General features: G+C 62.7%; 29 protein-coding genes and 1 tRNA gene. 11 read left to right on the forward strand and 19 right to left on the reverse strand.

What is annotated here, in order from left to right; genetic code table 11:
- Nucleotides 1-54 precede the first annotated feature (54 nt).
- Nucleotides 55-132 (reverse strand) — tRNA-Pro (locus tag JQ609_RS07785).
- Nucleotides 133-380: 248 nt separating this feature from the next.
- On the opposite strand from JQ609_RS07785, the gene JQ609_RS07790 reads away from it, so the two are divergent.
- The gene (locus JQ609_RS07790; RefSeq protein ID WP_212272859.1) at nt 381-1,241 is read left to right on the forward strand and encodes a type I restriction enzyme HsdR N-terminal domain-containing protein; all 861 of its coding nucleotides are present in this window, start codon (nt 381-383) and stop codon (nt 1,239-1,241) included.
- A gap of 61 nt (nt 1,242-1,302) precedes the next feature.
- Here JQ609_RS07790 and JQ609_RS07795 read toward each other — a convergent pair whose 3' ends face one another.
- From JQ609_RS07795 to JQ609_RS07815, 5 genes are all read right to left on the reverse strand, one after another.
- Nucleotides 1,303-1,455, reverse strand: a complete 153-nt coding sequence (locus tag JQ609_RS07795; RefSeq protein WP_212272861.1) for a hypothetical protein — start codon at nt 1,453-1,455, stop codon at nt 1,303-1,305.
- 166 nt (nt 1,456-1,621) lie between these two features.
- Nucleotides 1,622-1,777: a hypothetical protein gene (locus JQ609_RS07800; RefSeq protein WP_212272862.1), complete on the reverse strand. Its 156-nt coding sequence runs from the start codon at nt 1,775-1,777 to the stop codon at nt 1,622-1,624.
- A gap of 173 nt (nt 1,778-1,950) precedes the next feature.
- Nucleotides 1,951-2,220: a hypothetical protein gene (locus JQ609_RS07805; protein ID WP_212208169.1), complete on the reverse strand. Its 270-nt coding sequence runs from the start codon at nt 2,218-2,220 to the stop codon at nt 1,951-1,953.
- Nucleotides 2,221-2,535: 315 nt separating this feature from the next.
- Complete coding sequence (locus JQ609_RS07810) at nt 2,536-2,799, reverse strand: GlsB/YeaQ/YmgE family stress response membrane protein (RefSeq protein ID WP_212272864.1); 264 nt, start codon at nt 2,797-2,799, stop codon at nt 2,536-2,538.
- Nucleotides 2,800-3,018: 219 nt separating this feature from the next.
- On the reverse strand, nt 3,019-3,192 hold the full coding sequence (locus JQ609_RS07815; protein WP_212272865.1) for a hypothetical protein: 174 nt from the start codon (nt 3,190-3,192) through the stop codon (nt 3,019-3,021).
- Between the two features lie 150 nt (nt 3,193-3,342).
- Between JQ609_RS07815 and JQ609_RS07820 the strand changes: the two genes are divergently transcribed.
- Entirely contained in the window at nt 3,343-3,507 is a 165-nt protein-coding gene (locus JQ609_RS07820; RefSeq protein ID WP_212272867.1) for a hypothetical protein, read from the forward strand.
- Nucleotides 3,508-3,536: 29 nt separating this feature from the next.
- On the opposite strand, the gene JQ609_RS07825 is transcribed toward JQ609_RS07820, so the two are convergent.
- The 7 genes from JQ609_RS07825 to JQ609_RS07855 form a co-directional block, all read right to left on the reverse strand.
- Nucleotides 3,537-4,616 (reverse strand): ABC transporter ATP-binding protein, encoded by a 1,080-nt coding sequence (locus tag JQ609_RS07825; protein ID WP_212208165.1) that lies wholly within the window; start codon nt 4,614-4,616, stop codon nt 3,537-3,539.
- Nucleotides 4,613-5,590, reverse strand: coding sequence for an ABC transporter ATP-binding protein (locus tag JQ609_RS07830; protein WP_212272868.1), 978 nt, complete (start codon nt 5,588-5,590; stop codon nt 4,613-4,615). Before JQ609_RS07830 ends, JQ609_RS07825 begins: the two co-directional genes overlap by 4 nt.
- Complete coding sequence (locus JQ609_RS07835) at nt 5,590-7,158, reverse strand: ABC transporter substrate-binding protein (RefSeq protein ID WP_212272870.1); 1,569 nt, start codon at nt 7,156-7,158, stop codon at nt 5,590-5,592. The genes JQ609_RS07830 and JQ609_RS07835 overlap by 1 nt, the downstream gene beginning before the upstream one ends.
- Before the next feature lie 19 nt (nt 7,159-7,177).
- Nucleotides 7,178-8,740 carry an ABC transporter substrate-binding protein gene (locus tag JQ609_RS07840; RefSeq protein ID WP_212272872.1) on the reverse strand — a complete coding sequence of 521 codons (1,563 nt, stop codon included), beginning with the start codon at nt 8,738-8,740 and terminating at the stop codon, nt 7,178-7,180.
- Entirely contained in the window at nt 8,737-9,624 is an 888-nt protein-coding gene (locus JQ609_RS07845) for an ABC transporter permease (RefSeq protein ID WP_212272873.1), read from the reverse strand. The genes JQ609_RS07840 and JQ609_RS07845 overlap by 4 nt, the downstream gene beginning before the upstream one ends.
- Nucleotides 9,621-10,559 (reverse strand): ABC transporter permease, encoded by a 939-nt coding sequence (locus JQ609_RS07850; protein WP_212208160.1) that lies wholly within the window; start codon nt 10,557-10,559, stop codon nt 9,621-9,623. Before JQ609_RS07850 ends, JQ609_RS07845 begins: the two co-directional genes overlap by 4 nt.
- 279 nt (nt 10,560-10,838) lie before the next feature.
- Nucleotides 10,839-11,090, reverse strand: a complete 252-nt coding sequence (locus tag JQ609_RS07855; RefSeq protein WP_212272875.1) for a hypothetical protein — start codon at nt 11,088-11,090, stop codon at nt 10,839-10,841.
- Nucleotides 11,091-11,355: 265 nt separating this feature from the next.
- Between JQ609_RS07855 and JQ609_RS07860 the strand changes: the two genes are divergently transcribed.
- The gene (locus tag JQ609_RS07860) at nt 11,356-11,946 is read left to right on the forward strand and encodes a cysteine hydrolase family protein (RefSeq protein WP_212273161.1); all 591 of its coding nucleotides are present in this window, start codon (nt 11,356-11,358) and stop codon (nt 11,944-11,946) included.
- A 47-nt stretch (nt 11,947-11,993) separates the two neighbouring features.
- On the opposite strand, the gene JQ609_RS07865 is transcribed toward JQ609_RS07860, so the two are convergent.
- Nucleotides 11,994-12,200, reverse strand: coding sequence for a hypothetical protein (locus JQ609_RS07865; RefSeq protein WP_212272877.1), 207 nt, complete (start codon nt 12,198-12,200; stop codon nt 11,994-11,996).
- Between the two features lie 344 nt (nt 12,201-12,544).
- Here JQ609_RS07865 and JQ609_RS35495 point away from each other — a divergent pair, with 344 nt between their 5' ends.
- The 3 genes from JQ609_RS35495 to JQ609_RS07875 all read left to right on the forward strand — a co-directional run bounded on the left by JQ609_RS35495 (nt 12,545) and on the right by JQ609_RS07875 (nt 14,942).
- Nucleotides 12,545-12,679, forward strand: a complete 135-nt coding sequence (locus JQ609_RS35495) for a hypothetical protein (protein WP_283813836.1) — start codon at nt 12,545-12,547, stop codon at nt 12,677-12,679.
- Between the two features lie 229 nt (nt 12,680-12,908).
- On the forward strand, nt 12,909-13,817 hold the full coding sequence (locus tag JQ609_RS07870) for a dihydrodipicolinate synthase family protein (protein ID WP_212272879.1): 909 nt from the start codon (nt 12,909-12,911) through the stop codon (nt 13,815-13,817).
- Nucleotides 13,818-13,973: 156 nt separating this feature from the next.
- Complete coding sequence (locus tag JQ609_RS07875; RefSeq protein ID WP_212273163.1) at nt 13,974-14,942, forward strand: SDR family oxidoreductase; 969 nt, start codon at nt 13,974-13,976, stop codon at nt 14,940-14,942.
- Nucleotides 14,943-15,154: 212 nt separating this feature from the next.
- Here JQ609_RS07875 and JQ609_RS07880 read toward each other — a convergent pair whose 3' ends face one another.
- Both JQ609_RS07880 and JQ609_RS07885 read right to left on the reverse strand, forming a co-directional pair.
- Nucleotides 15,155-15,625: a GcrA family cell cycle regulator gene (locus JQ609_RS07880; protein ID WP_212272881.1), complete on the reverse strand. Its 471-nt coding sequence runs from the start codon at nt 15,623-15,625 to the stop codon at nt 15,155-15,157.
- 82 nt (nt 15,626-15,707) lie between these two features.
- Complete coding sequence (locus tag JQ609_RS07885; protein ID WP_212208154.1) at nt 15,708-15,908, reverse strand: hypothetical protein; 201 nt, start codon at nt 15,906-15,908, stop codon at nt 15,708-15,710.
- Between the two features lie 292 nt (nt 15,909-16,200).
- On the opposite strand from JQ609_RS07885, the gene JQ609_RS07890 reads away from it, so the two are divergent.
- The gene (locus JQ609_RS07890) at nt 16,201-16,548 is read left to right on the forward strand and encodes a GrlR family regulatory protein (RefSeq protein ID WP_249119698.1); all 348 of its coding nucleotides are present in this window, start codon (nt 16,201-16,203) and stop codon (nt 16,546-16,548) included.
- Between the two features lie 18 nt (nt 16,549-16,566).
- Here JQ609_RS07890 and JQ609_RS07895 read toward each other — a convergent pair whose 3' ends face one another.
- On the reverse strand, nt 16,567-17,508 hold the full coding sequence (locus JQ609_RS07895) for an acetamidase/formamidase family protein (RefSeq protein WP_212272883.1): 942 nt from the start codon (nt 17,506-17,508) through the stop codon (nt 16,567-16,569).
- A 162-nt stretch (nt 17,509-17,670) separates the two neighbouring features.
- Here JQ609_RS07895 and JQ609_RS07900 point away from each other — a divergent pair, with 162 nt between their 5' ends.
- From JQ609_RS07900 to JQ609_RS07915, 4 genes are all read left to right on the forward strand, one after another.
- On the forward strand, nt 17,671-18,477 hold the full coding sequence (locus JQ609_RS07900) for a YdcF family protein (protein WP_212272885.1): 807 nt from the start codon (nt 17,671-17,673) through the stop codon (nt 18,475-18,477).
- Nucleotides 18,478-18,574: 97 nt separating this feature from the next.
- Nucleotides 18,575-19,360, forward strand: coding sequence for a DUF169 domain-containing protein (locus JQ609_RS07905; protein ID WP_212272887.1), 786 nt, complete (start codon nt 18,575-18,577; stop codon nt 19,358-19,360).
- A 58-nt stretch (nt 19,361-19,418) separates the two neighbouring features.
- Nucleotides 19,419-20,597 carry a trans-acting enoyl reductase family protein gene (locus tag JQ609_RS07910; RefSeq protein WP_212272889.1) on the forward strand — a complete coding sequence of 393 codons (1,179 nt, stop codon included), beginning with the start codon at nt 19,419-19,421 and terminating at the stop codon, nt 20,595-20,597.
- A gap of 138 nt (nt 20,598-20,735) precedes the next feature.
- On the forward strand, nt 20,736-20,981 hold the full coding sequence (locus JQ609_RS07915; protein ID WP_212272890.1) for a hypothetical protein: 246 nt from the start codon (nt 20,736-20,738) through the stop codon (nt 20,979-20,981).
- Here JQ609_RS07915 and JQ609_RS07920 read toward each other — a convergent pair.
- Both JQ609_RS07920 and JQ609_RS07925 read right to left on the reverse strand, forming a co-directional pair.
- The gene (locus JQ609_RS07920; protein WP_212272891.1) at nt 20,953-22,227 is read right to left on the reverse strand and encodes an O-antigen ligase; all 1,275 of its coding nucleotides are present in this window, start codon (nt 22,225-22,227) and stop codon (nt 20,953-20,955) included. The genes JQ609_RS07915 and JQ609_RS07920 overlap by 29 nt on opposite strands.
- 149 nt (nt 22,228-22,376) lie before the next feature.
- Complete coding sequence (locus JQ609_RS07925; protein WP_212272892.1) at nt 22,377-23,906, reverse strand: undecaprenyl-phosphate glucose phosphotransferase; 1,530 nt, start codon at nt 23,904-23,906, stop codon at nt 22,377-22,379.
- Nucleotides 23,907-23,984: the final 78 nt, after the last annotated feature.

Here is a 23,984-nt window from a genome sequence, read left to right on the forward strand (position 1 = left end):
AGCCCTCTAAGGTTCCGAGGCCATATTATAAAGTTGTTGATTTTATTGATATTTTGGTCGGAGCGAGAGGATTTGAACCTCCGACCCCTAGTCTCCCAGACTAGTGCGCTAACCGGGCTGCGCCACGCTCCGATGCCGTTCCATTAGCTGTGATCGGCGCCCTGCGCAAGGCGCGCGATCCGACCCGCAAACGATGCGGAATCGGCCCGAAACCACCGCCCGTGGGTGCACAGATCAACGTGCTTTCAATCTCCATCTTTGAATTCTGTCGCGTATCTCCGCGCGAGGTTTGACCAGCACTGGACGATCTTGATCCGGGGCGGCGCCAATCTACTAGGCTCAAGCTGAACTAAGCGTTGCGCTCACCTTGCAGTTGCGAGATGCTGACCAAAAATGGGGGAAATGCGATGGCTATCTCGGCGAAGGTTTCGACACGCATCACAACGCAGCTAAAGAAATATCAGAGCGTTCTTTCAAATCTGCAAAAGCGCGATGTCAGCGAGGCGGACACGGTCACTGTCATCAATGACATGCTGTCGGACATCTGCGGCTATGACAAGTATCTTCACGTCACCAGCCAGTACGCGATCCGGGGGACGTACGTTGATCTGGCTGTAAAAGTCGATGAGGAAATTCGGTTTCTGATCGAGGTGAAGGCTATCGGTATTGAGCTTAAAGACGCTCATGTGAAGCAGGCTATCGACTATGCGGCAAACGAGGGAATTGAGTGGGTTGTCCTTACAAACGGTGCGAATTGGCGGATTTACAAAGTCCACTTCGGCCAGCCGATCGAGAAAATCCTGGTCTGTGAACTCGATGCAATAGGGACGAGCGCGCGAAGCCCGGAGGCCTTGGAATGCTTCGGTAATCTGAGCCGCGAAGCATTCTCGAAAGGCACCATGGCGGAGTTCCTGCTCCATAAGCAGGTGACGAACAAATTCACGGTCGCTGCCGTACTTCAAACCGACTTTATCTTGGAGGTTCTACGCAGAGAAATTCGGCGGATGAGTTCTGGAGTAAAGGTTGAAGTCGATTATCTCCGGTCCCTTTTGCGGGATGAGGTGCTTAAGCGTGACTTGGTGGAGGGCGACGAGGCCAAGGCGGCCAGCCAGAACATCAGACGACTTCAGCGGGCGGCCACCCGGAAAAAATCACCAAGCAAAGCTACCAATGAATCTCCCATACTTGCGCCAGTCGAAGACGCTTCCTCGTCGCTCCCTAGAGCGGTGGTATCGCCCTAGCCCAAAGGGTTCTGAGATTCCTTATCCGGGGAGTAGGATATGAGGCCCGCCGTCCCCCGCCTCACCCGTCGTTGAAAGCAAGAAGCGGAACGTCCACGTCGAACACCAGTTCGAGCACCAAGGCGGCCGCGCAAACGACCACGGCCAGTTCGACCACCACGAAAGTGAAAACTGTGGTCAATCCGATGACTGCGTTTTTGCGTCCGTTGATCATGTTTCCCTCGTTAAGGAATCATTAGCACTGGGCCGCTCGGCGTGGTCGATGATGTGATTTTAACGTAAACGGGGAACCGGCGCGCCCGATTGCGGGCTCGAATTCACGAAGCGGATAGCCGATTTAGAGGTTGTGGAAGCGGGGCTGCCGATTCAGCGGCCGAATCTCAGCCCGACTTGTTGATCTTCTTCACTTTTGCATCGGTGGCTTCGATCGATGCCGCCAATTCCAGGATCGCCTTTGCCAGAAGGTCGGCGGCTTCCTTGGCGTCCTGGCAGCGTTCGGCGCGCAGCGCATAATTCTTGGCTGATGATAGTGACATTGGCGACGCCCTTCCGACGGAAAAACCCACCGGGTTGAGGCGGTGGGTTTCCCTACGCATTTACGTCTCGCGGGGGTCTCAGCCGTCCGCGATTGCCCAAACCATAGCGCTCGCTGGTTAATGAATTTTCTGGCCGCTAAGGCGCGTCAGCAACTCTGGTAAGCCCGCTGCTGCTAAAGAAATTCGCGCAGCCTCACCAACTCGGCGACGTGCTCGGCGGACAGGACCTCGGGGATCATTGGCGGCTGCGGCGCTGTCACAATCTCGTACAGGTGCCGGGTCGATTCAGGCTTGGCCATGAATTCCCTCATGCACTCATCGAGAGTGCCCTCGAACACCATATAGGGGCCGGAGCTGTCGAGGCGGCGGGCGTTGTGGAGCGACGGCCATTTCCGGATGATGGCAGGAACATCAAAACTCACTGGTACTTCGGCACCATCCATTCGTCGTCGAGCTCCTCGGTCACAGGAAAACGGCCCCCAGCCGCAAGATGATGATGGGCATCCCACCACGAAACTCATAATCCGCGACGTCGCCGTGGGTTCCCGGCCGATGCCTCGAAATTATTGCCGCCGCCGTCTGTTGGGAACAAATAACTGCCGGGGAGCTTAGTCGGGCACGTCCGGACACGAACCAGCCCCGTCGCGTCCGGCCAAAGGCGGCCTCAGCTCTCCCCCCGCGCTGGGGCCGCCTCTTTCAGCAGCGTTGCCGCGGCGCAAAGATCGCGCGCGAACGGCCGAACCTGGTTCTTGATCGGGCTACTTCTTGAAGAAGCCGACAATGATCAGGAGGATCACCGCGCCAATGACGGCGTTGACGATTGCGGCCAGATAGCCTCCGACCAGGACAAACCCGATCATCGGCAACAGCCAGCCGGCGATCACGGCGCCGACGATGCCGACCACGATATTGCCGACCAGGCCGAGGCCATAGCCCTTGACGATTTGCCCGGCCAGCCAGCCTGCGATCGCGCCGATGATCAGCCAGACGATGAGAGATTCAATCACGACCGTCCTCCCCATTGCTGAGCGCCGCGGTTTCCCGCGGTCGCTGCCCTCGAAGCCAACACGTTCAGGAAGCAAGACGCTTAGGAATTCAAGACGCTTAGGGGCCGGGCCGCTTGACGTTGCGCCAGCTGCCGTTCGCCCGTTGTTCGATCTTAGGTAGTATTACGATCCGCTCTCGTTGGCTTGTCAACCAGTAGCTGGCTCCGGTTCGGTCAATCGCACCGCAACAACTTCTTACCGAATATTCCCGGCGATGGATTTGAGCGTCTCGTTCTGCGCTTTGAAAATATTGCTAAGGACTTCAAACCAGGACGTGCCGCCAATCACCGCATCCAGTTCGGTCGCGCAAAGTTCGCTGCTCATGGCGGCCCGTTGGTCGACGCTCGGCTGTTTCTGAAATGCGGTCATGATGCGCTCCGGTGACTGGATGATGCCAACCATCCTGACCCCGGTGAGAGGCTCGTGACTGTGATTGATGTCACAGCGACGGCGACGGCCGGGCGGCTAAATCCCCTTCATCAGCAATCATCCGACCTTGATCGAAAGGGAGCCGTCACCATGAGCACCGTCATCAATCGCGCTGAATCATGCGAGCGGGACCGTCAGACCGACGCGCTGTCCGATTGCGAACTCGCCAATGTCAGCGGCGGTAAGGGAAAAACCACGCCCAGCCCGTTTGTGTTTATCAAGCATTACGACAAGGCAAGCCCCGTCCTGGCCTGAATTCCGATCCTGCCTGCCACGGATTGCCGTCAGGCCGGCGTTCGCGCGTGCTTGGCCGCCTCAAAGGCGGCCAGCCGTTCGGCAAACTTGCCGTTCGCAGCGCCGGCGCGCGCGACGATGACAGGGGCCTGGATCGTCTCGAAGAAATGACAGGCGACGCGATGGCCGGGCGCGGCCTCGCGCAGCTTGGGCTCCTCGGCCGAGCAGCGTGGCTGGGCGTGCAGGCAGCGCGTGTGGAAGCGGCAGCCGGACGGCGGGTTGAACGGGCTCGGCACGTCGCCCTGCAGCATGACGCGCTTGGTGCGCAGGCTCGGGTCCGGTTTCGGGATCGCCGACAGCAGCGCGTGCGTATAGGGGTGCAACGGTTTTGCGTAGATCGTCTTCTTGTCCGCGATCTCGACCAGCTTGCCGAGATACATCACCGCGACGCGATCGCTGATGTGTTTTACGACCGCCAGATCATGCGCGATGAATAGATAGGACAGACCAAAACGCTGCTGCAAATTCTGCAGCAGGTTGACGATCTGCGCCTGGATCGAGACGTCGAGCGCCGACACCGGCTCGTCGCAGATGATCAGGTCGGGATTGACGGCCAGTGCCCGCGCAATCCCGATGCGCTGGCGTTGCCCGCCGGAGAATTGATGCGGATAGCGCCGCGCATGTTCGGGCAGCAGGCCGACGATATCGAGAAGCTCGCTCACCCGCGTCTCGCGCGAGGCGGGATCGCCGATGTCATGCACCCGCAGCGGTTCGGCCAAAATCTCCCCCACGGTCATGCGCGGATTGAGCGAGGCGTAGGGGTCCTGGAAGATGATCTGCATGTGCCGGCGCAGCCGCCGCAGTTCATCCTTGCCGAGGTCAGCGATTTCCTCGCCCTTGAAGCGGACCGAGCCCGCCGTCGGGTCCATCAGACGCAGCACCAGGCGTCCGGTCGTCGACTTGCCGCAGCCGGACTCGCCGACCAGCGCCAGCGTCTCGCCGCGGCCGATCTCGAAGCTGACGTCCTCGACGGCGCGCACCAGGCCCACTTGCCTGCGCAGGATGATGCCGCGGCTGAGCTGAAAATGCTTCACCAGGCCATCGACCTGCAGCACCGGGACCGCGCTCATGACGCCACCTCGACCGGGGCCTTCCAGCAGGCGACCAAATGGCCGGGCGCGAGTTCGCGCAGCGGCGGCGGCGCCTCGCGGCAGCGCCGGTCGGCGAACGGGCAGCGCGGCGCGAAGCGGCAGCCCTTCGGCTGGTTGTTGGGGCTCGGCACCGTGCCTTCGATGGTGGCGAGCCGCGCGCGATCAACGTCAAGGCGCGGGATCGAGCCCAAGAGACCGATCGTGTAGGGGTGCTGCGGATCGGCAAACAGATCGGCGACGTCAGCGCTTTCGACGATCTGTCCGGCGTACATCACCAGCACCTGGTCGGCGACCTCGGCGATCACGCCGAGATCGTGGGTGATGATCAGGATCGCCATGCCGAGCCGGCGCTGCAATTCGCCGAGCAGATCGAGGATCTGGGCCTGGATGGTGACGTCGAGCGCGGTGGTCGGCTCGTCGGCGATCAGAAGCGCCGGTTCGCAGGACAGCGCCATCGCGATCATGACGCGCTGGCGCATGCCGCCCGACAGATTATGCGGAAAGTCGTCGATGCGCTGCTTCGCCGATGGAATCCGCACCAGTTCCAGCATCTCGATGGCACGCGCTTTCGCGGCCTGCGGCGACAGCTGGGTATGGGCGAGTATGGCTTCGACGATCTGCTGGCCGATGGTGTGCACCGGGTTCAGCGAGGTCATCGGCTCCTGGAAGATCATCGACATTTTGCCGCCGCGGAGCCGGCGGCGCTCGTCGGCCGACAACCTCAAGACGTCGCGGTCGCCGAACATAACGGCGTCGGCCTCGACCTTGCCCGGGCTCGCTACCAGGCCCATCACCGAGAGCGACGTCACGCTCTTGCCGCAGCCGGATTCGCCGACGAGGCCAACGGTGCGGCCGCGCGGCACGCTGAAGCTGATGCCGTCGACCGCGCGAAACAGGCCGCGGTCGGTGGCAAAATGGGTCTTCAGGCCGCGGACCTCGAGCAGGTTTTCCATCAGAACGAGTAATCCAGGCCTTTGTAGAACGTGTTCTGGTAGAGCATGTGCGGCCGCACGCCCTTCAGTTTCTTCTGGCTCGTCGTGTACATCGCGATGTTCATCACCGGCATCCACAGATGCTCCTCGGTGACCCGCTGCTGGGCCAGCGCGTAATATTTGGAGCGATCGGCCTCGGTCAGCGACGCGCGGCCCATCTTCAGATACTCGTCGGTCTTGGGGTCGTTCCAGTTCATCCGGTTCGGCGCCGGCATGTTCTTCGAATCGAAGTAGAAGTTCAGGAGGTCGCCCGCCGATATGTAGGGGAACGTCACCGTCCATAGTTCATAGTCCTGCTTGGCCATCTCGGCCGGCGCGATCGTGGAGTCGAAGCCGACGATCTTCCAGTCGATGCCGATCTTGCGCATGTAGCCCTGGATCGCCTCGGAGACGCGACCGAAATAGGCGACCTGCGTGAACAGCACCTTCGGCGCGAGCTTGACGCCGTCCTTCTCGCGGATGCCGTCGGCGCCGACCTTCCAGCCGGCTTCGTCCAGCAGCTTTTTGGCACGCTCGACGTCTTCCTTGATGATGCCCTTGGTGGACGCGGCGAAGTCGAGCGCCTTGTCGTCGATGAAGGTGTAGGCCGGCTCGGCATTGCCGAGCATGATGCCTTTGACAATATCGGCGCGGTTGATCGCGATGTTCATCGCCTCGCGCACCCGCTTGTCTGATACCATCGGCCGCGTGGTCTTGTAGCCGTAATACATCAGCTGGAAGTTCGGCTGCGCCTCCTGCACGTTGAGGGTGGGCGCGGCCTTGACCTGCTGGATGAACTGTAGGGGGATCTGATGGCTGACGTCGAACTGCCCGCCCAGCATCGCGGCGACACGGCTGGAATCCTCGGGCACGATCTTGATGCTGAGTTTTTCGAACTTGACCGGGCCCTTGTTCTGGTACATCGACGGGCCCCATTTGTAGGCGTCGTGGCGCTTGAGCACGATCTCGGTGCGCGGCTGCCAGCTCTCGAAGCACCAGGGACCGGTGCCGTCGATCGCCTTGATGCCGTAATCCTTGCCGAGCGCCTCGACGCTCTCCTGGTTGTGGATCGCGGTGGTGAACATCGTGAGCTGGAGCAGCAAGTCGGCGAACGGCTCGTTCAGTTCGTATTCGACCGTGTAGGGATCGGGCGCGCGCAATTCCCTAATATTGCCGGCCCGCCAGGCCAGCGGCGCCTTCAGCTCAGCGCTGGTCAGGCGCTTGAAGGAATAGATCACGTCGGCGGCGGTGAACTTCTTGCCGCTGCAGAATTGCACGTCATCGCGCAGCTTGAAGACGTAGGTCTTGCCGTCCTCGCTGATCGTCCACGACTTGGCGAGATAGGGGATCGGCGTCTTGCCATCCCAGTCCATCGCAACCAGCGTATCCTGAATCATGTTGACGATGTCGGAGGAGGGCGACCAGGTGGTGCGCTGGCCGTCATAATGCGGCGCGTCGAGCGACTTCATCATCTTCAGGGTCTGCGCCTCCAGCGGGGAGGCTCCCGCCACTCCGAGCAGCACCGCAACCGTCATGAACAATCCGCGCATCGTCGTTTGCTCCTGTTTGTTATAGCGACGCGTCCAACCCCTTGTAGAACGTGTTCTGGTAGATCATGTGCGGCCGCGCGCCCTTGATCTTCTTGTTGGCGACCTGGTCCATGTTGATGTTGAGGACCGGAATCCACAAATGCTCCTGCATGACCTTCTGCTGCACCATCGCGTAGTATTTGGCGCGATCGGGCTCGGTCAGCGCGGAGCGGCCGAGTTTCAGCCACTCGTCGGTCTCGGCGTCCTTCCAGTTCATCCGGTTGGGCGTCGGGATGTTGCGTGAATCGAAGTAGATGTTCATGAGGTCGCCGGCCGACAGATACGGCACCGTCACCGACCAGATTTCGTAATCCTGCTCGGCCATCTTGGCCGCCGCGATGGTCGAGTCCTGCGGGTTGAGCCGCCAGTCGACGCCGATCTTGCGCAAATAGCCCTGGATCGCGTCGGCGACCTTGGCCGAGTTGGCGTTCGCGGTGTAATAGACCTTTGGCGCCAGCTTGGTGCCGTCCTTTTCGCGCACGCCGTCGGCGCCGACTTTCCACCCCGCGTCGTCGAGCAGCTTCTTGGCGCGTTCGAGGTCTTCCTTGACGATTCCGGCCGTCTTCGGATCGTGGTCGAGCGCATCCTTGTCGACGATGGTGAAGGCCGCCGTGGCGTTACCGAGCAGGATGCCCTTGGCGATCTCGGCGCGGTTGATGGCGATGCTCATGGCCTCGCGCACGCGCTTGTCGGCAACCATGGGGCGGGTGGTCTTGAAGCCGAAATAGAGCAGCTGGAAATTGGGCTTCGCCTCGCTCACGTTGAGCATCGGAGCGGCCCGGGCCTGGGTGATGAACTGGTGCGGAAACTGGTGGGTGATGTCGAACTGGCCGGCCATCATCGCCGCAACCCGGCTGGATTCTTCGGGCACGATCTTGACCACCAGCTTCTCGAATTTCACCGGGCCCTTGTTCTGGTACATCGACGGGCCCCATTTGTAGGCGGCGTGGCGCTTCAGCACGATCTCGGTGCGCGGTTGCCATGAATCGAAACACCACGGCCCGGTGCCGTCGGCGCCCTTGATGCCGTAGTCCTTGCCCAGCGCCTCGACGCTTTCCTTGTTGTGGATCACGTTGGTGAACATGGTGAGCTGCAACAGCAGCTCGGAGTAGGGCTCCTCGAGTTCGTATTCGACGGTGTAGGGATCAGGCGCGCGCAGTTCCTTGATGCTGCCGGCGCGCCAGGCGTACGGGCCCTTGATCGCGGGATCCTTCAGCCGCTTGAAGCTGTAGATCACGTCCTCGGCGGTGAATTTCTTGCCGCTGCAGAACGAGACGTCGTCGCGCAGCTTGAACGTATAGGTCAGGCCGTCCTCGCTGATGGTCCAGGACTTGGCGAGATAGGGGATCGGCGTGCGGCCGTCCCAGTCGAGCGCCACCAGCGTGTCCTGGAACATGTTGACGATGTCTGAGGTCGGACCCCAGGTGGTGCGCTGCGCGTCGTAATGCGGCGCGTCGATGCCCTTCATCAATGTCAGCGTCTGCCCCGATGCGGAGCCGGCGAGCGCAATTGCCAATGCTACACCCAGAACGGTTCTGATCATGTCTGCAGCCTCGGATCGAGGACGTCGCGGAACGCGTCGCCCAGAAGGTTGGCCGCCAGCACGATCACGAAGATCGCGCAGCTTGGGATCGTCGCGATGTGCGGCGCCATGAACAGGAAGTCGCGGCCCTGGGCCGCCATCATGCCGAGTTCGGCGGTTGGCGGTTGCGCGCCCATGCCGAGGAAGCCGAGCGCCGAGCCGATCAGGATGATCTGGCCGAAGCGCAAGGTGAGGAACACGAAGATCGTCGAGATGCAGTTGAGCGTCAGATAGCGCCAGATCAGTGCGCCGTCGGTGACGCCGACCGCGCGGCCGGCTTCCATGAATTCCTGTCCCATGACGCCGACCGCGGCCCCGCGCGCCACCCGCGCCACGTCGGGCACGGTGGCGACGACCAGCGCGATCACTACGGCGGTGAGGCCGGCGCCGAAGATCGCGGCGACCGCGAGCCCGATCAGGATGGCGGGGAACGCCAGCATGACGTCGACCAGCCGCATGATCCAGCCGTCGAGCCGCTTGTAGTAGGCGGCGAGAATGCCGAGCACGCCGCCGAACAGGCCGCCGATGATGACGCCGACCAGCCCGAGCATCAACGTGGCGCGGGTGCCGAAGATGACGCGGCTCAATACGTCGCGGCCGGTGTTGTCGGTGCCGAACCAGTGCTCGGTGCCCGGCGGCTGCATCACCTTGGTAAGGTCGGTGAAGTAGGGGTCGTAGGGCGCGATCCAGGGCGCGAAAACCGCCGCGGTGACGATGGTGGTCAGCGTCAACGCCGCACCGGCCGCGACCCGGTCGCGCGCGAGGCGCCGTAGCAGGCCGGCACGGGCGAATGCGCCGGTTTCGGGCTCGGCGACAAAGACGGGTTCGAGGGCCTGAACGCTCATCGGCGCGCCACCCTGGGATCGAGATAGACGTAGAGCACGTCGACGATGAGGTTGATCGACAGGAAGGCGATGGCGAGGATCATGATCGCGCCCTGCGCGGTTGGAAAATCGCTGGAGACGATGGCGCCGACCGCAAGCCGGCCGACGCCGGGCCAGGAAAACATCGTCTCGGTGACGACAGCGCCGCCGAGCAGGAAGGCCGCCTGCAGCCCGATCAGGGTGACGACCGGGATCATGGCGTTGCGCAGCGCGTGATGGACGATCACCACGGTCTCGCGCAGCCCCTTGGCGCGCGCCGTGCGCACGAAATCGGCGCCCAGCACTTCAAGTACGGCGGTGCGCGTCAGCCGCGCGATCGGTCCGATCAGCACGAGGCCGAGCGTGGTGGCGGGCAGGATCAGGCTCGGCAATCCGCCGTCCCAGATCGGCCCGGTGCGGCCGGTGAACGGCAACAGCGCCCATTTAAAGCCGACATACTGGATCAGGATCAGGCCGATGAAGAACACCGGCATCGAAACGCCGGCCACCGAGCAGGCCATGATGATGCGGTCGGCGAGCCGGCCACGATTGACGGCGGCCAGGGTTCCGAACGCAAGCCCGCTCGGCACCGCGATCAGCATCGCGCCGAGCATCAGTTCGACCGTCGGACCGATCGTCATCGCGAGTTCCTCGCTCACCATCCGGTTCGAGATGATCGAGCGGCCGAGATCGCCGCGCAGAACCCGCATGATGTATTCGAAGAACTGCACCGGGATCGAGCGGTCGAGGCCAAGCTCGAGCCTGATCGCCGCGATGGTCTCGGCCTTGGCGTCGGGACCGGCGATGATCATCGCCGGATCAGCCGGCACCACCTGCAACAGACAAAAACAGAGGAAGAGAACCCCGAGCAATGCGGGGAACGAAATCAGCAGACGATGGACAATCTGTTGTCCCATGCGGCGCCAACGGACCGTTAGGCCAACGGACGGCGCGCCCGCTTGCGCAGACGCTTGCAGCGCGTCCGCTTACGCGAACGCTTTGCAGTCCCCTCCCTGGCAGCGGCGCTTCGTCCGACGTGCGCGCGCTTTGATTATTCGACGATACTGGCATGCACCGCGCGCGCCGTCACGCCCATTTTGCCGAACCGTTTCCGCCTGCGCTCCCTTGTCGCGTACGGGCGTAATGCCTTGTCGCGGAATATGCGAGCGGCGATCGCTATGCGGATGTCGCCGCAATCAGCGCGTGGTCTCGCCGTCGTCGCGCTGATCGGCGGGTTTTTCATGATTGATCGCGACGAAGGGCAGCTGTCGCGTTGTCCTTGAAGGCCGTCCAATCCGCGCATCGTAGCTTTCTGCGAGCGCCAGCAGTCGTTTTTTCGTGAAGGGATCGGCCTTGTCCGCAATCGCGCGGACGCGCCGGGACTGCTCCTTGAAATACGCGTCGTTCATAACGCACCAAAAATTAATAAATCCAATGGGCGCAAACATACTACGGACGCGCCGGCGCCGTCGCCCCGAGTTTTCGTATGGTTAAGCGCGCCAGGGCGTCGTTGTCGCATGGCACGAACGTGTCATCGATCTGATGACGGCATTCATGCTGCTCTTCACGGGGCGGCGCAGGTCAATTGAGGTCTTGTGCTTCCGCCAACAGCTTTACGGAGGCACGGATGGGGTCCATCGCCGATCCGCAGGAACTTTTCAACAGAGTTTCGGTTGCCGCCTCAGCGAGAGACAAGGAGGAGGCCGTTTTGCGATGATCCCGTTGAAGGAGACGGTGCATCTTTGCGTCGATATGCAACGTATTTTCAGCAAGGGCGGCGTCTGGGAGACGCCGTGGATGGAGCGGGTGTTGCCGGTTGTGACCGAAATCGCGGCGCGGTACAGCGAGCGCACCATTTTTACCCGCTTCATCACGCCGCAAAGCTGGGAGCAGCGGCCGGGACAATGGCAACGATATTATCAGCGCTGGAAGGCCGCGACCCGGGAGCATCTGCAGCCCGATCAGCTTGAACTTGTCCCCGAACTCGCACGCTTCGTGCCGCCGGCGCACGTCATCGACAAGCGGGCTTATTCGGCGTTTTACCTTTCAGGGCTGGACGTCTTTCTGCAAGAGAAGGGCGTGCGGTGCGTGGTCGTCACCGGAGCCGAGACCGACGTGTGCGTTCTTTCCACGGTGCTCGCCGCCGTCGACCGCGGCTTTCGAGTCGTGATTGTCGAGGATGCGCTCTGCAGTTCTTCCGACACCGGCCACGAGGCGCAGATGACGATGTACCGCACCCGCATGCAGGAGCAGATCGAGCTCATCAACTCGAGCGAGCTTGCGGCTATTTGGAGCGATCACTAGTTCACGCGTTGCGCCTGGCCGTGTCCGAGCCAGCTTCACGCCGCAAGCTAGCCTGCGTTCTCCGCGCCGGTCGCCGTTTCGGTGCCTGGCGCCGACACGCGGACCTCGTGGCCCTGTCGAAGTGCCAGCGATGCGGCGGCCACGGCGGCCTCGAATGCCGATTCCTTGGTCTGGTAGACATTCTCGGCATGTCCGTCATGCCGCACCCGCCATTCGCCGGCTGTGCCGATGATTTCGTAGTTCGCTAATCCCATGGAAGCCTCCTTTGCAAAGACAATGTTGGGCTTCCAATCCGGTTCCTGATGAGAGCGACCGCTGGCAAGCTGCGTCCGGTGTACCCGGCCGGTAAACGGCCCCGGCGCGGGAGGAGCGCGGGGCCGCCAACCGGAGGTTTTCTTCCGGAGGGCCTTGGGGCTGGGACCGGAAGCAGCGATTCGACTCTCGGAAGTTGCGAAAGTTCCTGGTGGCCCGCTGCAAATCACGCGCTGATTGTTGTGGTCTGGCTGTCACCTGGGGAACAGCGCGGCCGGCGCCGATCCGTCATTGTCCCGGTCATGCCGATGCAATGTTGCACCGGGACAGCAACAGGAGAAGCACCATGGAACGCAGGACTGACAAGCCGGTCGAACTGACGACGCAGCAGCTGGATATCGTGACCGGCGGCAGGCTGGGCACCGGCCCCACGCACCTTCCGCCCCGCAACCCCTTCGGTCCGCCGAAGCCGCCCCGCTAAGCGAGCAAATAGCCCCGGCATGACTTGCCGGGGTTTTCGTGCAAAGATTCAGATGCTTGCTCCGCTCGAACTTGGAGCCGCGCCTTCCGTTATGACGCCGCTACGACCCAGCCCACCGATGTCTCAACTGGATTGCCCCTATGGCAGCGGTTAGGCTTCAGCCGCCGATCGATAAGCTCAGCCAAGGAGCGGGGTCGGATTTGGGAAACGGAAACGCAAGGGGTCGATCATGAAAATACGCCCGACGGGCGTGATACCGCCGATGACAACGCCGTTTCGCAAAGACGGCGAGATTGATTTCAAGCAGGTCGCCCCGCAAGTCGACTGGCTGATCGGCGCCGGCAGCCATGGCATGGCGGCGGGCGGTTCGACCGGCGAGGGGCATACGCTCGATCATGAAGAGTATCGCGACCTGGTGGCGGCAACGGTGGAGGCCGCCAGGGGCCGCGCGCCCGTGATCGCGGGCATCATCGTCGACTCCACGCGCGACGCGATCCGGCGCGGCAAACTGGTGCGCGACATGGATGTCGCGGCGCTGCAGGTGACGCCGGTGCATTATCTGTTCAAGCCGGACGATCAGGCGATGGTCGATCATTTCCGCCGGATGGCCGACGAGACCGGCATGCCGATCATCATCTACAATGTGGTGCCGTGGTCGTATCTGTCGCCCGCACTGCTGACGCGGATCATGAACGAGGTGCCGCTGGTGGTCGGCGTCAAGCAGAGCGCCGGCGATCTGAAACTGTTCGCCGATCTCATGATGATGGCGCCGGATAAATTGATCTACAGCGCAGTCGACGCGCTGATGTATCCGTCCTACGCGCTTGGCGCGCATGGCTCGATCGCCGCGATCCTCTCGGCCGCGCCGCATGCCTCCGTGGAGCTCTGGGATGCGGTCAAGGCCGGCGATCACGTCCGCGCGCTCGATCTGCACAAGAAACTGCTGACGCTGTGGAACGCGGTTGTCTCGGACAATCTGCCGGCCTGCACGCGCTACGCGCAGTCGCTGCAGGGACTGCCGAAGACGTTTTCGCGCGCGCCGATGCCGGAAGCGTCAGCGACGCAACAGGCCGCGATCAAGAAAGCGCTGGAGGGGTTGGGGGCATCTGCCGGCCAGCGCGTCGAGGCGGCGGAGTAGGGCAGATACTCAACGGATCGTCATGCCCGGGCTTGTCCCGGGCATCCACGTCTATACGGTCTAACAGCAAGCAAGACGTGGATGGCCGGGACAAGCCCGGCCATGACCATCTATATTTTCGTCGGTAATGAAAAAGAAAAAGGGATCAACATCTCCATGAAGGAATTCGCCGGAAAGATCGCCGTCGTCACCGGAGGCGGCACGGGCATGGGCCGCGAGCTGGCGCGCCAGCTCGTTGCCGAAGGCTGCAATGTCGCGATGTGCGACGTGTCGGCCGAGGCGATGGCCGAGACCAGGCAGTTGTGCGAAGCGGCGGGACTGCCGCAGGGCCTGCGTATCACCACCCATATCGCCGACGTTGCGATCGAGGCGCATCTCCAGCGTTTTCGTGACGAACTGATCGAGCAGCAGGCCACCGACAAGATCCATCTGCTGTTCAACAATGCCGGCATTGGGGGCGGCGGCAGCCTGTTCACCAATTCGCGCGAGCAGTGGGAACGCACCTTCAACATCTGCTGGGGCGGCGTCTATCTCGGGGTCCGCACTTTCCTGCCGCTCTTGATGAAAGCCGACGAGGGCCACATCATCAATACGTCAAGCGTCAACGGCTTCTGGGCGTCGGTCGGCCCCGGCGTCTCGCACACGGCCTATGCATCGGCCAAGTTCGCGGTGAAGGGATTTTCCGAGGCGCTGATGACGGACCTGCGGCTCAACGCGCCGCATATCAAGTGCTCGGTCGTGATGCCCGGCCACATCGGCACCTCGATCGTGGCCAACTCGCGCAAGATCCAGAGCGGCAGCGAGTCCGAGCGCCTGACCGATGTGGAAATCGGCGTGACCCGGGAGCGGTTGAAGGGCATGGGCACCGACACCTCTGCCATGTCGGATGAGGACATCCAGCAACTCGCACTCGACCGCGCGCGATCGTTTCATGATGATGCGCCGACCACGGCGGCGGCCGCCGCGAAAATCATCCTCGACGGCGTCAAGGCCGGTTCCTGGCGCATCCTGGTCGGCGACGATGCCCACAAGCTCGACGAGCGCGTGCGCAAGACGCCGGAGGAGGCCTATACCCTCGATTTCTACCAGAGCTATCGGGATGAGGTTGGCTGGAAGCTGGCGTAGCACTTGATGAAGTTAAATGCTCAGGTCTGGCGGCAGACTCGCTGCACCTCTCACGCTTGCGGGGGAGGTCGACGCGCGAAGCGCGGCGGGTGGGGGCTCTCTCAACGAGTCGTATCGCGGATAGACCCTCACCCCAGCCCTCCCCCGCAAGTGCGGGAGAGGGAGCGCAGCTACGTCGCGGATGCAATTCGCTTTAGCCAGGCAGAGGCAAATCACGCCCGCGCCACTCGCTGGCGCGAGCCGGGCTTGTAGGCGAGGCGGGTGTGGCCGGCGCAGTAGGGCATACCCTTGAGCGGCGTGTTGCCGCAAAAGCAGAAATCTTCCGCGCCGGGCGTGCTGATCGGCCAGCGGCAGCGCTCATGGCTGAGTTCGAGCAGTGAGCAGGGCCGCTCGCTGGCGATCGGCGCGTCGGGGGCCGGTTGCCCGTTCTGGTAGACCACTTGCAGCATCCGGTACTGCGCGCGGGGAACGGATTTCGGGCTGCGTTCCCTGGTGGCCCCCTGCAAATGCTGTTCGATATTGGTCGGGCCGCGGGTCAAACCGAGCCGTGTCAATTTGCCGATCACGGCGTTGCGGCTGACGCCGATGTGAGCGGCGATCTCGCGGCAGGAGAGGCCGGATTCGAAATGTTGCTTGAGGAGTTCGACGCGCTCGGTGGTCCAGGTCGGTATGTTGGCGAACATGCTGCGGTCCCAAATTCTTTGAGGAACCGCCGCGCTCCCTGAGCTTTCCGTCGTGCGTCTTCCAGTCAGGCAAATCCTGCCGTCAGGAGGGCCTGCCATTGTCACGGATCGACAGCAGCCCGTCCTTGATGGCGAGCCGGATGCCTTCCTCGATCAGGGTCTTCGCAACGCCGGGAACGCTAGTGCCGTGGGTGCCCTGTCTCACCAGTTTTTCGAGATAGCTGATGGTCGAGATCGCCAACGTCACGGGAATGCGGTCGGTTTCGGCTTTTTCTGTAGCCATGCAAGAACGCTAACTTTTAAACGCTGTACTGAAAAGTATCTATTTAGACTCTATTAAGTTTCATGGGGATAAGTCAATTGCCGCCTGCGTCGCACTCTATCTCATTGTAACGGCGTCGAAAAAGTCGACTGCTGCCACACAGGCTCTGACGTTGGACAGCGCTGCGCGACCATCGGGCAGAGCTGACGGCGCCAACGCAGCCGCGGCGAAACGATCCAGTTCCTCAACCCATTTCCCGATTGCTCAGGTGGTCTGCACGGTCGATGCTGCTTCGCAGAGGGACAATCCTGCGATGACGATGACCAACGGTCTCTACTCGATCCTGACCGAGATGATGGAGGGCGGGCATGGCCATGCCAGCGGCGTCATCGTGCTGCTGGACGGCAGGATCGCCGGCGGCGACTCGCATTTCTATTATACGGGCTCCTACACCGCCGATCGCGGCAAATGGCGCGGCGAACTGACCACGAACCAGCACACCAAATCGGCCGGCGTGCTGCCGCTGTTTGGCGGGCGCGAGGTGACCACCGGCTTCAGCGGCAGCTATGCCGCCGATCGCGCGGAAGTGCAGGGCGCGGCGCTGGTTGGAAAGACCAGCGTCAGGATTCGTTCCACGTTGGAGCTGCTTTCGCCACTGTGACGGCGCACCGCGCTGAAATCAGCCGTGCACGACGCTCTTTGCGATCATGCAATGGATGCCCTTGGAGCCGTTGACCGTCTGCGTCACGCGCAGGTCGGCGGCGAGGCTGCAGAGCGTGTAAGCGTCCTCGCGCGACAGATTGCGCTTCTCGCCGAGCAGCACGATCATGTCGCGCAGCGCGCGCACCACGCATTGGTCGAGGTCGGGGTCCATCGCCATCGTCATGTAATGATCAGGCGTTTCCGCGCGCGGATATTCCAGCCGCAAATCCTTGCGCAGCGTCAGGCGGAAGCGGCCCTGCAGCGCGGTTTCGATCGCGGTGACGCAGACTTCGCCGTCGCCTTGCACGCCGTGGCCATCGCCGCAGGAAAACAGCGCGCCGGGCACGAACACCGGCAGATAGAGTTTGGCGCCGGCGCCTAACTCCTTATTGTCCAGATTGCCGCCCATCGCGCGCGGGATCAGCGAGGTGATGCGGCCCCAGGCCGGCGGCGGCGCCACGCCCATCACGCCGAAGAACGGCTTGAGCGCCAGGTCGAGCCCCCACGGCATGCGGCCAACCATCCGCTCGCGGTCAAGCGGAATGTTGAGCAGGCGCGTCTCGTGGAAATCGTCGGGCAGGGTGCCTGACAGCGGCTTGATCAGGTTGTAGCCCCAGTCCTGCCGGAGCTGGACGTCGAGAATGTCGACCTCCAGCACGTCACCGGGCGCGGCGCCTTCAACCGCGATCGGGCCGGTCAGGATATGGCCCGGCACCATCCGCTCGTTCTGGGCGTGCACGTCGGCAAGCTCCGGCGGCACATGAAATTTGCTGCGGTCCGGGACCACGTCGGGGCCGCCGGTGATGGTATCGACCGTGACCTCATCGCCACTGGCGATGGTCAGGACCGGCTTCAATTTCGCTTCGAAAAAGCCCCAGTGGCAGGTTTTGGGGCTGGAATGCAGGTGATGATGGGTCATGGGGACCTTCTTGTCGGTGTTGTCTTGTCCTGTTGGCTCCTATTTGTCATTGCCGGGCTTGACCCGGCAATCCATCATTTTCGCATAACGCTTTTTGCGAAGAAGATGGATACGCGGGTCAAGCCCGCGTATGACGGACTAGAAATTCCAAGAGGCTTCCCCTTGTTTTTTGTTCTCTCCAAGACGCTCGGCTACATGCTGATGCCGACGAATTTCCTGATCGGCGTCGGTTTCGTTGGCGCCATCCTGCTGCTGACGCGTTTTGCATCGCTCGGCCGCAAGCTCGTGATGGCGGCGGTGCTGCTGCTGGTGATCTGCGGATTGTCGCCGCTCGGAAACCTGTTGCTCTATCCGCTGGAGCAGCGCTTTCCGCGATGGGAGGCCGGAGCGGGTGCGCCGCCGGACGGCATCGTCGTCCTCGGCGCATCGATCGACGCTGATCTATCGGCTGCGCGTGGTACGCCGGTGGTGCGCGGCGCGCCTGACCGTATCATCGCGGCGGCGGCGTTGGCGCATCGCTATCCGAATGCGCGCATCGTCTTCACCGGCGGCAGTGCCAATCTGATTTCGAATGACGCGCGCGAAGCCGATTTCGCCGGCGCCGTTTTTGAAAGCCTTGGCATCGCCAAATCACGTCTGATCATGGAACGGGCGTCGCGCAACACGGTGGAGAACGCCCAGTTCTCGAAAGCGCTGGTGGCGCCAAAGGACGGCGAGCGCTGGTTGCTGGTGACCTCGGCCTTTCACATGCCGCGATCGGTCGGTCTGTTCCGAAAGGTCGGATTTGCGGTCGAGGCCTATCCGGTCGATTGGCGGGTCGGTGGCCGCGGCGATCTCATGAAGTTCTCGATCGCCATTCTTGATGGCCTCGGACGCACCGAAACCGCGGTGCGCGAATGGATGGGACTGGTTGCGTACCGGGCCACCGGCAAGATCGACGATTTGCTGCCGGGACCTGCGCCGAAGTAGAGGTCGCAACAGCGGACCGGCCGGGCTAGAATTGACGCCAACAACATGCGCAACGGGTGACGCCAAGGGGCGCACCGACAATTTGGGAGTTTACGCCATGCAACAGCAAACGCCGCCGGAAGCGTTCGATTTGAACGGCATGGCTGCCGATCTCATCAGCCTGTTGCGGCTCAGGACCACCGTGATCGGCATCAAGATGTTCGCGACCGTCGAGGAGATGGCGGCGATCCCGAAAATTCGGCGCCCGTCCGCGGTCCACACCACCGACCAGATCGTCAGCATGGCTTCAAGGCTCGGCTGGACCGTCGGCATCACCGGCGAAGACCTCGTCGGCGCGCAATGCCGCGCCGTGATTGGCCTCGCACAAAGGGACGAAAAATTCCTTGAAGGAAAAAACTATGTCGGAGTCTGGCACGGCACCGAGGAGGACGCGCGCAAGCGCCAGGAAGCGCTCGACGTCGTGCCGTATGGCCAGTACCAGGCGATGGCGGTGAGCCCGCTCACCAGTGGCCGGCTCAATCCGCCGGACATCTGTCTGGTGTATGCGACCCCGGGCCAGATGATCATCCTGATCAACGGGCTGCAATATACCGGCTACAAGAAGTTCGAATGGGGCGTGGTCGGCGAGACCGCCTGCGCGGATTCCTGGGGGCGGGCGCTCAAGACCGGCGAGCCGAGCCTGTCGCTGCCGTGCTTTGCCGAACGGCGCTATGGCGGCGTGCCTGACGAAGAGATGCTGATGGCGCTGCAGCCGGCGCATCTCGCCAAGGCCATTGTCGGCATGAAGCAACTGGCGAAAAACGGCCTGCGCTATCCGATCGCACCCTATGGCATCCAGGCCGACGTCCGCGCCGGCATGGGCGTTTCCTACGCGAAAAAATAGCGCTAGAAGCGGCCCGAACAGGCTGCTTCGGGCAGCAATGCACCTCAGGGATTCAAATATGTCTTCGTCGAAATTCGACATCGTTGTCTACGGCGCCACCGGCTTCACCGGCCAGCTCGTCGCCGAATATCTCGCTGCGCATTATAAGGGCGACGGCAGCCTGAAATGGGCGATGGCCGGGCGCAGCAAGGACAAGCTCGCCACGGTGCGCGATGCGATCGGCGCGCCCTCGGATACGCCGTTGATCGTGGCTGACGCGTCTGATGCCGCATCGCTGAAGGCGATGGTGAATCAGACGAAATCGGTCATCACGACGGTTGGACCGTATCTGCTGTACGGCAACGAATTGGTAGCGGCATGCGCGGCCTCGGGTACGGACTACTTCGATCTGTGCGGCGAGACGCCATGGATGCGGCGCATCATCGATGCGCATCAGGCCGACGCAGAGCGCAGCGGGGCGCGGATCATGTTTTCCTGCGGCTATGATTCCCTGCCATTTGAACTCGGCGTGTTCTGCGCGCAGGAAGCCGCGAAGAAAGCGTTCGGGGCGCCGGTCTCCCGGGTCAAGGGTCGCATCCGCACGATGAAGGGGACCTTCTCGGGCGGGACGGCGGCCAGCAGCAAATCGCTGTTTGAGGCTGCGGCAAAAGATCAAGGCATCCTGGCATTGATGCGCGATCCGTTCGCGCTGACGCCGGGCTTTCAGGGACCGAAGCAGCCGCCCGGCAACAGGCCAATGCTGGATGAGGATTTGCAGGCCTGGGTAACGCCGTTCTTCATGGCGAACATCAACACCCGCAACGTGCATCGTTCGAACATGCTGCTGGGCTTCCCCTATGGCCGGGATTTTGTTTACGACGAGATGCAGGTCGCCGGCCCCGGCGCGGAGGGCGAGGCGTTGGCCAAAAGCATCCAGGCGGCCAACAACAAGATAGCGCTATCCGCTGTCCCGAAGCCGGGCGAGGGGCCGTCGAAAGAGGAACGTGAAAGCGGCTCTTACGATCTGCTGTTTGTCGCCGTCGCGCCCGACGGCCGGCAGGCCCGCGCGTCGGTCAAGGGCGACCGCGATCCCGGCTATGGCTCGACGTCGAAGATGATTTCGGAATGTGCAATCTGTCTGCTGCGAGATACACCTGAGGTGCCCGCCGGCATCTGGACGCCAGGGGCGGCGATGCAGCACAAGCTGATCAAGCGGCTCGAGGACCACGCCGGCCTGACGTTCGCCGTGGAGAAGTAGGTTCTTTACCTCGCCCCGCTTGCGGGGAGAGGTCGCCCGGCGAAGCGTAGCGCGTGCCGCGACGGCTACGCCGCGCGGGGATCGTATCTGTACATCCAGTCCATGCCCTTGGACGTGACCGGCAGCAGCAGTTTCAGCATGCGGTCGCGGATCCAGGCGCCGGTCGGGCTGAATTCGCGTTTGCTGTCGCCGTTGCGGCGGGCCAGCGCCACGATCTTTTCGGCGCGCGGACGGCGCTCGGCCTCGAAATTCCTACTGCAGCAGCTGCTGCGCTTCGCGAACCAGGCCTATACATCGGTGCTGGGAGCGACGGAGGCGCTGAAGGGGCTGATCGACGCGCCGAAACAGAAGGCGCTCAAGAAGCCGGCGCGGGCGCGGCGTTGAAGGCTTGACCGGCGCGGGCCTTGTAGTGCTCGGCGGCGACGAACATGCCCCACATCAGCCCCAGCATCATCCAGAAATGCCGCCAATGATCGGTGTCGATGATAAAACTCTCGCCGACGGTGCCGAGATAGGCGGCGAAGACGGCCAGATAGGCGCGCTGCCAGGGCGCGCGGACGAAGATGTAGCGGAATCCGTTCAGCGCCGTGACGAACACCAGCGCGGGATAGCAGACGCCGGAGAGCCAGCCGCCCGACATGAACGCGTTCAAATAGGAATTGTGGGTGTCCTCGGGAAAGTAGCGGGTGAACTGCAGCGGACCGATTCCGAACGGCAGGTCGAGCGCCATGTTGGCGCCGAGGATGTAGCGGCCGAACCGGCCGAAGCGGCCCGAGTCATAGCTTTGATCGAAACTGGCGCGCTGCTTGAACATCTGCGCGATCGAGTCGAACGACAGCAGCACCGCCACCAGCGCCGCCGCGAGGATCGCAGCGACAAGCGCGATCATGATGATGCGTGAACGCTGCGCCTGCGACCGGCTGGTCAGCACCATCAGCGCCAGCATGAACATCGAGGTCAGGATCAGCCCGCCCCAGGCCGCGCGTGAAAACGCCAGCAGGATCGCCAGCGACATGATGCCGAAGGCGACAGTGTTGCGCAGCGACTTTCCGAGCTTGTCCGACACCACGCTTTGCAGGCAAAACAGCGCCGGCAGGATCAGGAACGCGCCGAGCACGTTCGGGTCCTTGAAGGTGCCGCGGGCGCGATCGTACAGCGTCAAGAGGTCGCGTCCGCCCGGCACGAGGTTGAAATAACCGGCAATGCCGAGGCTCGCCGCGATCATCGCGCCGACGACGAGGCCGCGCCTGAGCATGTCGAGCCGGGCTGCGGTATCTTCCGCCACCACCATCGCGAACAGCATCACGGTAATCGCCATGTACCAGGACGTCGCGATCCACATGCTGACATTGGGCCGGTCGATCACGGCGGTGGCGCTGATCGTGTAGCCGGTGTTGAGCAGGAAAAGCGCCAGCAGCAGCGGGATGAACACCAGCCGCATCCGCAAGCCGCCGGTGGCGAAGAAGATCAGCGAGGCTAGCAGCGTTGCGATCTCATAGGGGCTGGGCTCGATGAAGACGATGGCCCCGGACGCGCCGACCAGCCACACCATCGCGCGCTGCACCGCGAGCACGCCCGGCGCGGCCGTCAACGATGGAAGAGAGCCCTCGGCTGTCGCCGCATACGCCATTCGATACTCACGCACACACTAAACGCTACATTACGGCAACAACCGCGACTTCCGTCATTGCGAGCGAAGCGAAGCAATCCATCTAACCCCATGCCGCGCTATGGATTGCTTCGCTGCGCTCGCAATGACGGCTGATAAATCCCGCCAACTCAATACGCGTTCTCGTTCTTCGTCATCAGCGCCAGCGGCGTCCTGAGCAGAATGAACAGGTCGAACAGCACCGACCAGTTCTCGATGTAATAGAGGTCGAACTCGACGCGCTTCTGGATCTTCTCGTCGGTGTCGACTTCGCCGCGCCAGCCGTTGATCTGCGCCCAGCCGGTGATCCCGGGCTTGACGCGGTGGCGCGCGAAATAGCCGTCGACGGCCTCGTCGAACAGCCGGCTCTGCAATTTGCCCTGCACGGCGTGCGGGCGCGGGCCGACCAGCGACAAATTGCTCTTGAACACGACGTTGAACAGTTGCGGCAGTTCATCGAGGCTGGTCTTGCGGATGAAGCGCCCGACGCGGGTGACGCGGGCATCGTTCTTGGTCACGACCTTGGAGGCGGTGGGATCGGCAAGATGGTGGTACATCGAGCGGAACTTGAAGACGTCGATGCGCTCATTGTTGAAGCCGAAGCGCTTCTGGCGGAAGATCACCGGCCCCGGGCTGTCCAGCTTGATCGCGAGCGCGACCAGTCCCATCACGGGCAGCGCCAGCATCAGAATCAGGAAGCCGACGACGTGGTCGAACAGCCACTTCATCACGAGATCCCAGTCGGTGATCGGCGCCTCGAACACGTCGAGCGTCGGCACCTCGCCGAGATAGGAATAGGAGCGGGGACGGAAGCGCAGCTTGTTGGTGTGCGCCGAAAGACGGATGTCGACCGGCAGCACCCACAGCTTCTTCAGCATTTCCAGGATGCGCGTCTCGGCCGAGATCGGCAGCGCGAACAGCACGAGGTCGACGCGGGTGCGGCGGGCGAATTCGACGATGTCGTCGACCTTGCCGAGCTTCGGGCTGCCGGCGCAGGTTTCCAGCGCGCGGCTGTCGTTGCGGTCGTCGAACACGCCGAGCACGTCAATATCCGAATCGTGCTGGGTCTTGAGCGCCTCGACCAGCTGTTCGCCGTTCTGGTCCGAGCCCACCACGATGGTGCGGCGGTCGAGCCGGCCCTGCCGCGCCCAGCTGCGCACCAGCGTGCGGAGGAAGGCGCGTTCTATCAGCAGGGCCACAAGGCCGACGAAGAAGAACGATGCGAGCCAGATCCGCGAAATCTCGCTGCCGAGCTTGACCAGGAAGGAGGCGCCGATGAACAGCAGGAACACGAAGGCCCAGGACGAAATCATCCTCGTCATCTGCCGCAGCTGGCCGCGGAACACCTGGACTTCGTAGATGTCGGCGGCTTGGAAGCAGATCACGGCGGTCGCCGTCATGCCGATGATCGCCGCGACATATTCCCAATGGAAACCCTTGAGGCGCACGACATAGGCGAAATAGAGCGCAAGGCCGATCAGGCTGAGCATGACGAAATCGACCAGGCGCACCGCACCCGCGATCACGATCGGCGAATAGGCGCGGCTGACTTTCTGGTTGGTGACGGCAAGGGCTGCCGGCGAGAGCCGGCGGCGCCGTTCGATCGGCGGGCGTTCACCGGTAGCGGTCGCCGCGGCCGTTGCTGCGGCGGCGTCTAACATCGAGCGAGCGTTAAGCGGTTCCACTGGTCCAAGTCCGATTCCAAGTCCGATTCTGATTCCGTTCTTAAGCCGGCACAT

It is taken from the genome of Bradyrhizobium sp. AUGA SZCCT0169, from assembly GCF_018130085.1.
Taxonomy (GTDB): domain Bacteria; phylum Pseudomonadota; class Alphaproteobacteria; order Rhizobiales; family Xanthobacteraceae; genus Bradyrhizobium.

What these genes read in the sequence shown, in the direction of transcription:
- JQ609_RS07835 (WP_212272870.1), bottom strand. Translation starts at nt 7,158, where the DNA reads ATGCGCGGATTGTTCATGACGGTTGCGGTGCTGCTCGGAGTGGCGGGA.
- JQ609_RS07870 (WP_212272879.1), top strand. Translation starts at nt 12,909, where the DNA reads ATGAAAATACGCCCGACGGGCGTGATACCGCCGATGACAACGCCGTTT.
- JQ609_RS07880 (WP_212272881.1), bottom strand. Translation starts at nt 15,625, where the DNA reads ATGTTCGCCAACATACCGACCTGGACCACCGAGCGCGTCGAACTCCTC.
- JQ609_RS07825 (WP_212208165.1), bottom strand. Translation starts at nt 4,616, where the DNA reads ATGAGCGCGGTCCCGGTGCTGCAGGTCGATGGCCTGGTGAAGCATTTT.
- JQ609_RS07795 (WP_212272861.1), bottom strand. Translation starts at nt 1,455, where the DNA reads ATGATCAACGGACGCAAAAACGCAGTCATCGGATTGACCACAGTTTTC.
- JQ609_RS35495 (WP_283813836.1), top strand. Translation starts at nt 12,545, where the DNA reads ATGGAACGCAGGACTGACAAGCCGGTCGAACTGACGACGCAGCAGCTG.
- JQ609_RS07875 (WP_212273163.1), top strand. Translation starts at nt 13,974, where the DNA reads ATGAAGGAATTCGCCGGAAAGATCGCCGTCGTCACCGGAGGCGGCACG.
- JQ609_RS07800 (WP_212272862.1), bottom strand. Translation starts at nt 1,777, where the DNA reads ATGTCACTATCATCAGCCAAGAATTATGCGCTGCGCGCCGAACGCTGC.
- JQ609_RS07910 (WP_212272889.1), top strand. Translation starts at nt 19,419, where the DNA reads ATGTCTTCGTCGAAATTCGACATCGTTGTCTACGGCGCCACCGGCTTC.
- JQ609_RS07820 (WP_212272867.1), top strand. Translation starts at nt 3,343, where the DNA reads ATGAGCACCGTCATCAATCGCGCTGAATCATGCGAGCGGGACCGTCAG.
- JQ609_RS07805 (WP_212208169.1), bottom strand. Translation starts at nt 2,220, where the DNA reads ATGGATGGTGCCGAAGTACCAGTGAGTTTTGATGTTCCTGCCATCATC.
- JQ609_RS07860 (WP_212273161.1), top strand. Translation starts at nt 11,356, where the DNA reads ATGATCCCGTTGAAGGAGACGGTGCATCTTTGCGTCGATATGCAACGT.
- JQ609_RS07845 (WP_212272873.1), bottom strand. Translation starts at nt 9,624, where the DNA reads ATGAGCGTTCAGGCCCTCGAACCCGTCTTTGTCGCCGAGCCCGAAACC.
- JQ609_RS07865 (WP_212272877.1), bottom strand. Translation starts at nt 12,200, where the DNA reads ATGGGATTAGCGAACTACGAAATCATCGGCACAGCCGGCGAATGGCGG.
- JQ609_RS07815 (WP_212272865.1), bottom strand. Translation starts at nt 3,192, where the DNA reads ATGACCGCATTTCAGAAACAGCCGAGCGTCGACCAACGGGCCGCCATG.
- JQ609_RS07885 (WP_212208154.1), bottom strand. Translation starts at nt 15,908, where the DNA reads ATGGCTACAGAAAAAGCCGAAACCGACCGCATTCCCGTGACGTTGGCG.
- JQ609_RS07790 (WP_212272859.1), top strand. Translation starts at nt 381, where the DNA reads ATGCTGACCAAAAATGGGGGAAATGCGATGGCTATCTCGGCGAAGGTT.
- JQ609_RS07920 (WP_212272891.1), bottom strand. Translation starts at nt 22,227, where the DNA reads ATGGCGTATGCGGCGACAGCCGAGGGCTCTCTTCCATCGTTGACGGCC.
- JQ609_RS07840 (WP_212272872.1), bottom strand. Translation starts at nt 8,740, where the DNA reads ATGATCAGAACCGTTCTGGGTGTAGCATTGGCAATTGCGCTCGCCGGC.
- JQ609_RS07810 (WP_212272864.1), bottom strand. Translation starts at nt 2,799, where the DNA reads ATGGGGAGGACGGTCGTGATTGAATCTCTCATCGTCTGGCTGATCATC.
- JQ609_RS07855 (WP_212272875.1), bottom strand. Translation starts at nt 11,090, where the DNA reads ATGTTTGCGCCCATTGGATTTATTAATTTTTGGTGCGTTATGAACGAC.
- JQ609_RS07850 (WP_212208160.1), bottom strand. Translation starts at nt 10,559, where the DNA reads ATGGGACAACAGATTGTCCATCGTCTGCTGATTTCGTTCCCCGCATTG.
- JQ609_RS07890 (WP_249119698.1), top strand. Translation starts at nt 16,201, where the DNA reads ATGACGATGACCAACGGTCTCTACTCGATCCTGACCGAGATGATGGAG.
- JQ609_RS07905 (WP_212272887.1), top strand. Translation starts at nt 18,575, where the DNA reads ATGCAACAGCAAACGCCGCCGGAAGCGTTCGATTTGAACGGCATGGCT.
- JQ609_RS07895 (WP_212272883.1), bottom strand. Translation starts at nt 17,508, where the DNA reads ATGACCCATCATCACCTGCATTCCAGCCCCAAAACCTGCCACTGGGGC.
- JQ609_RS07925 (WP_212272892.1), bottom strand. Translation starts at nt 23,906, where the DNA reads ATGTTAGACGCCGCCGCAGCAACGGCCGCGGCGACCGCTACCGGTGAA.
- JQ609_RS07830 (WP_212272868.1), bottom strand. Translation starts at nt 5,590, where the DNA reads ATGGAAAACCTGCTCGAGGTCCGCGGCCTGAAGACCCATTTTGCCACC.
- JQ609_RS07915 (WP_212272890.1), top strand. Translation starts at nt 20,736, where the DNA reads ATGCGGTCGCGGATCCAGGCGCCGGTCGGGCTGAATTCGCGTTTGCTG.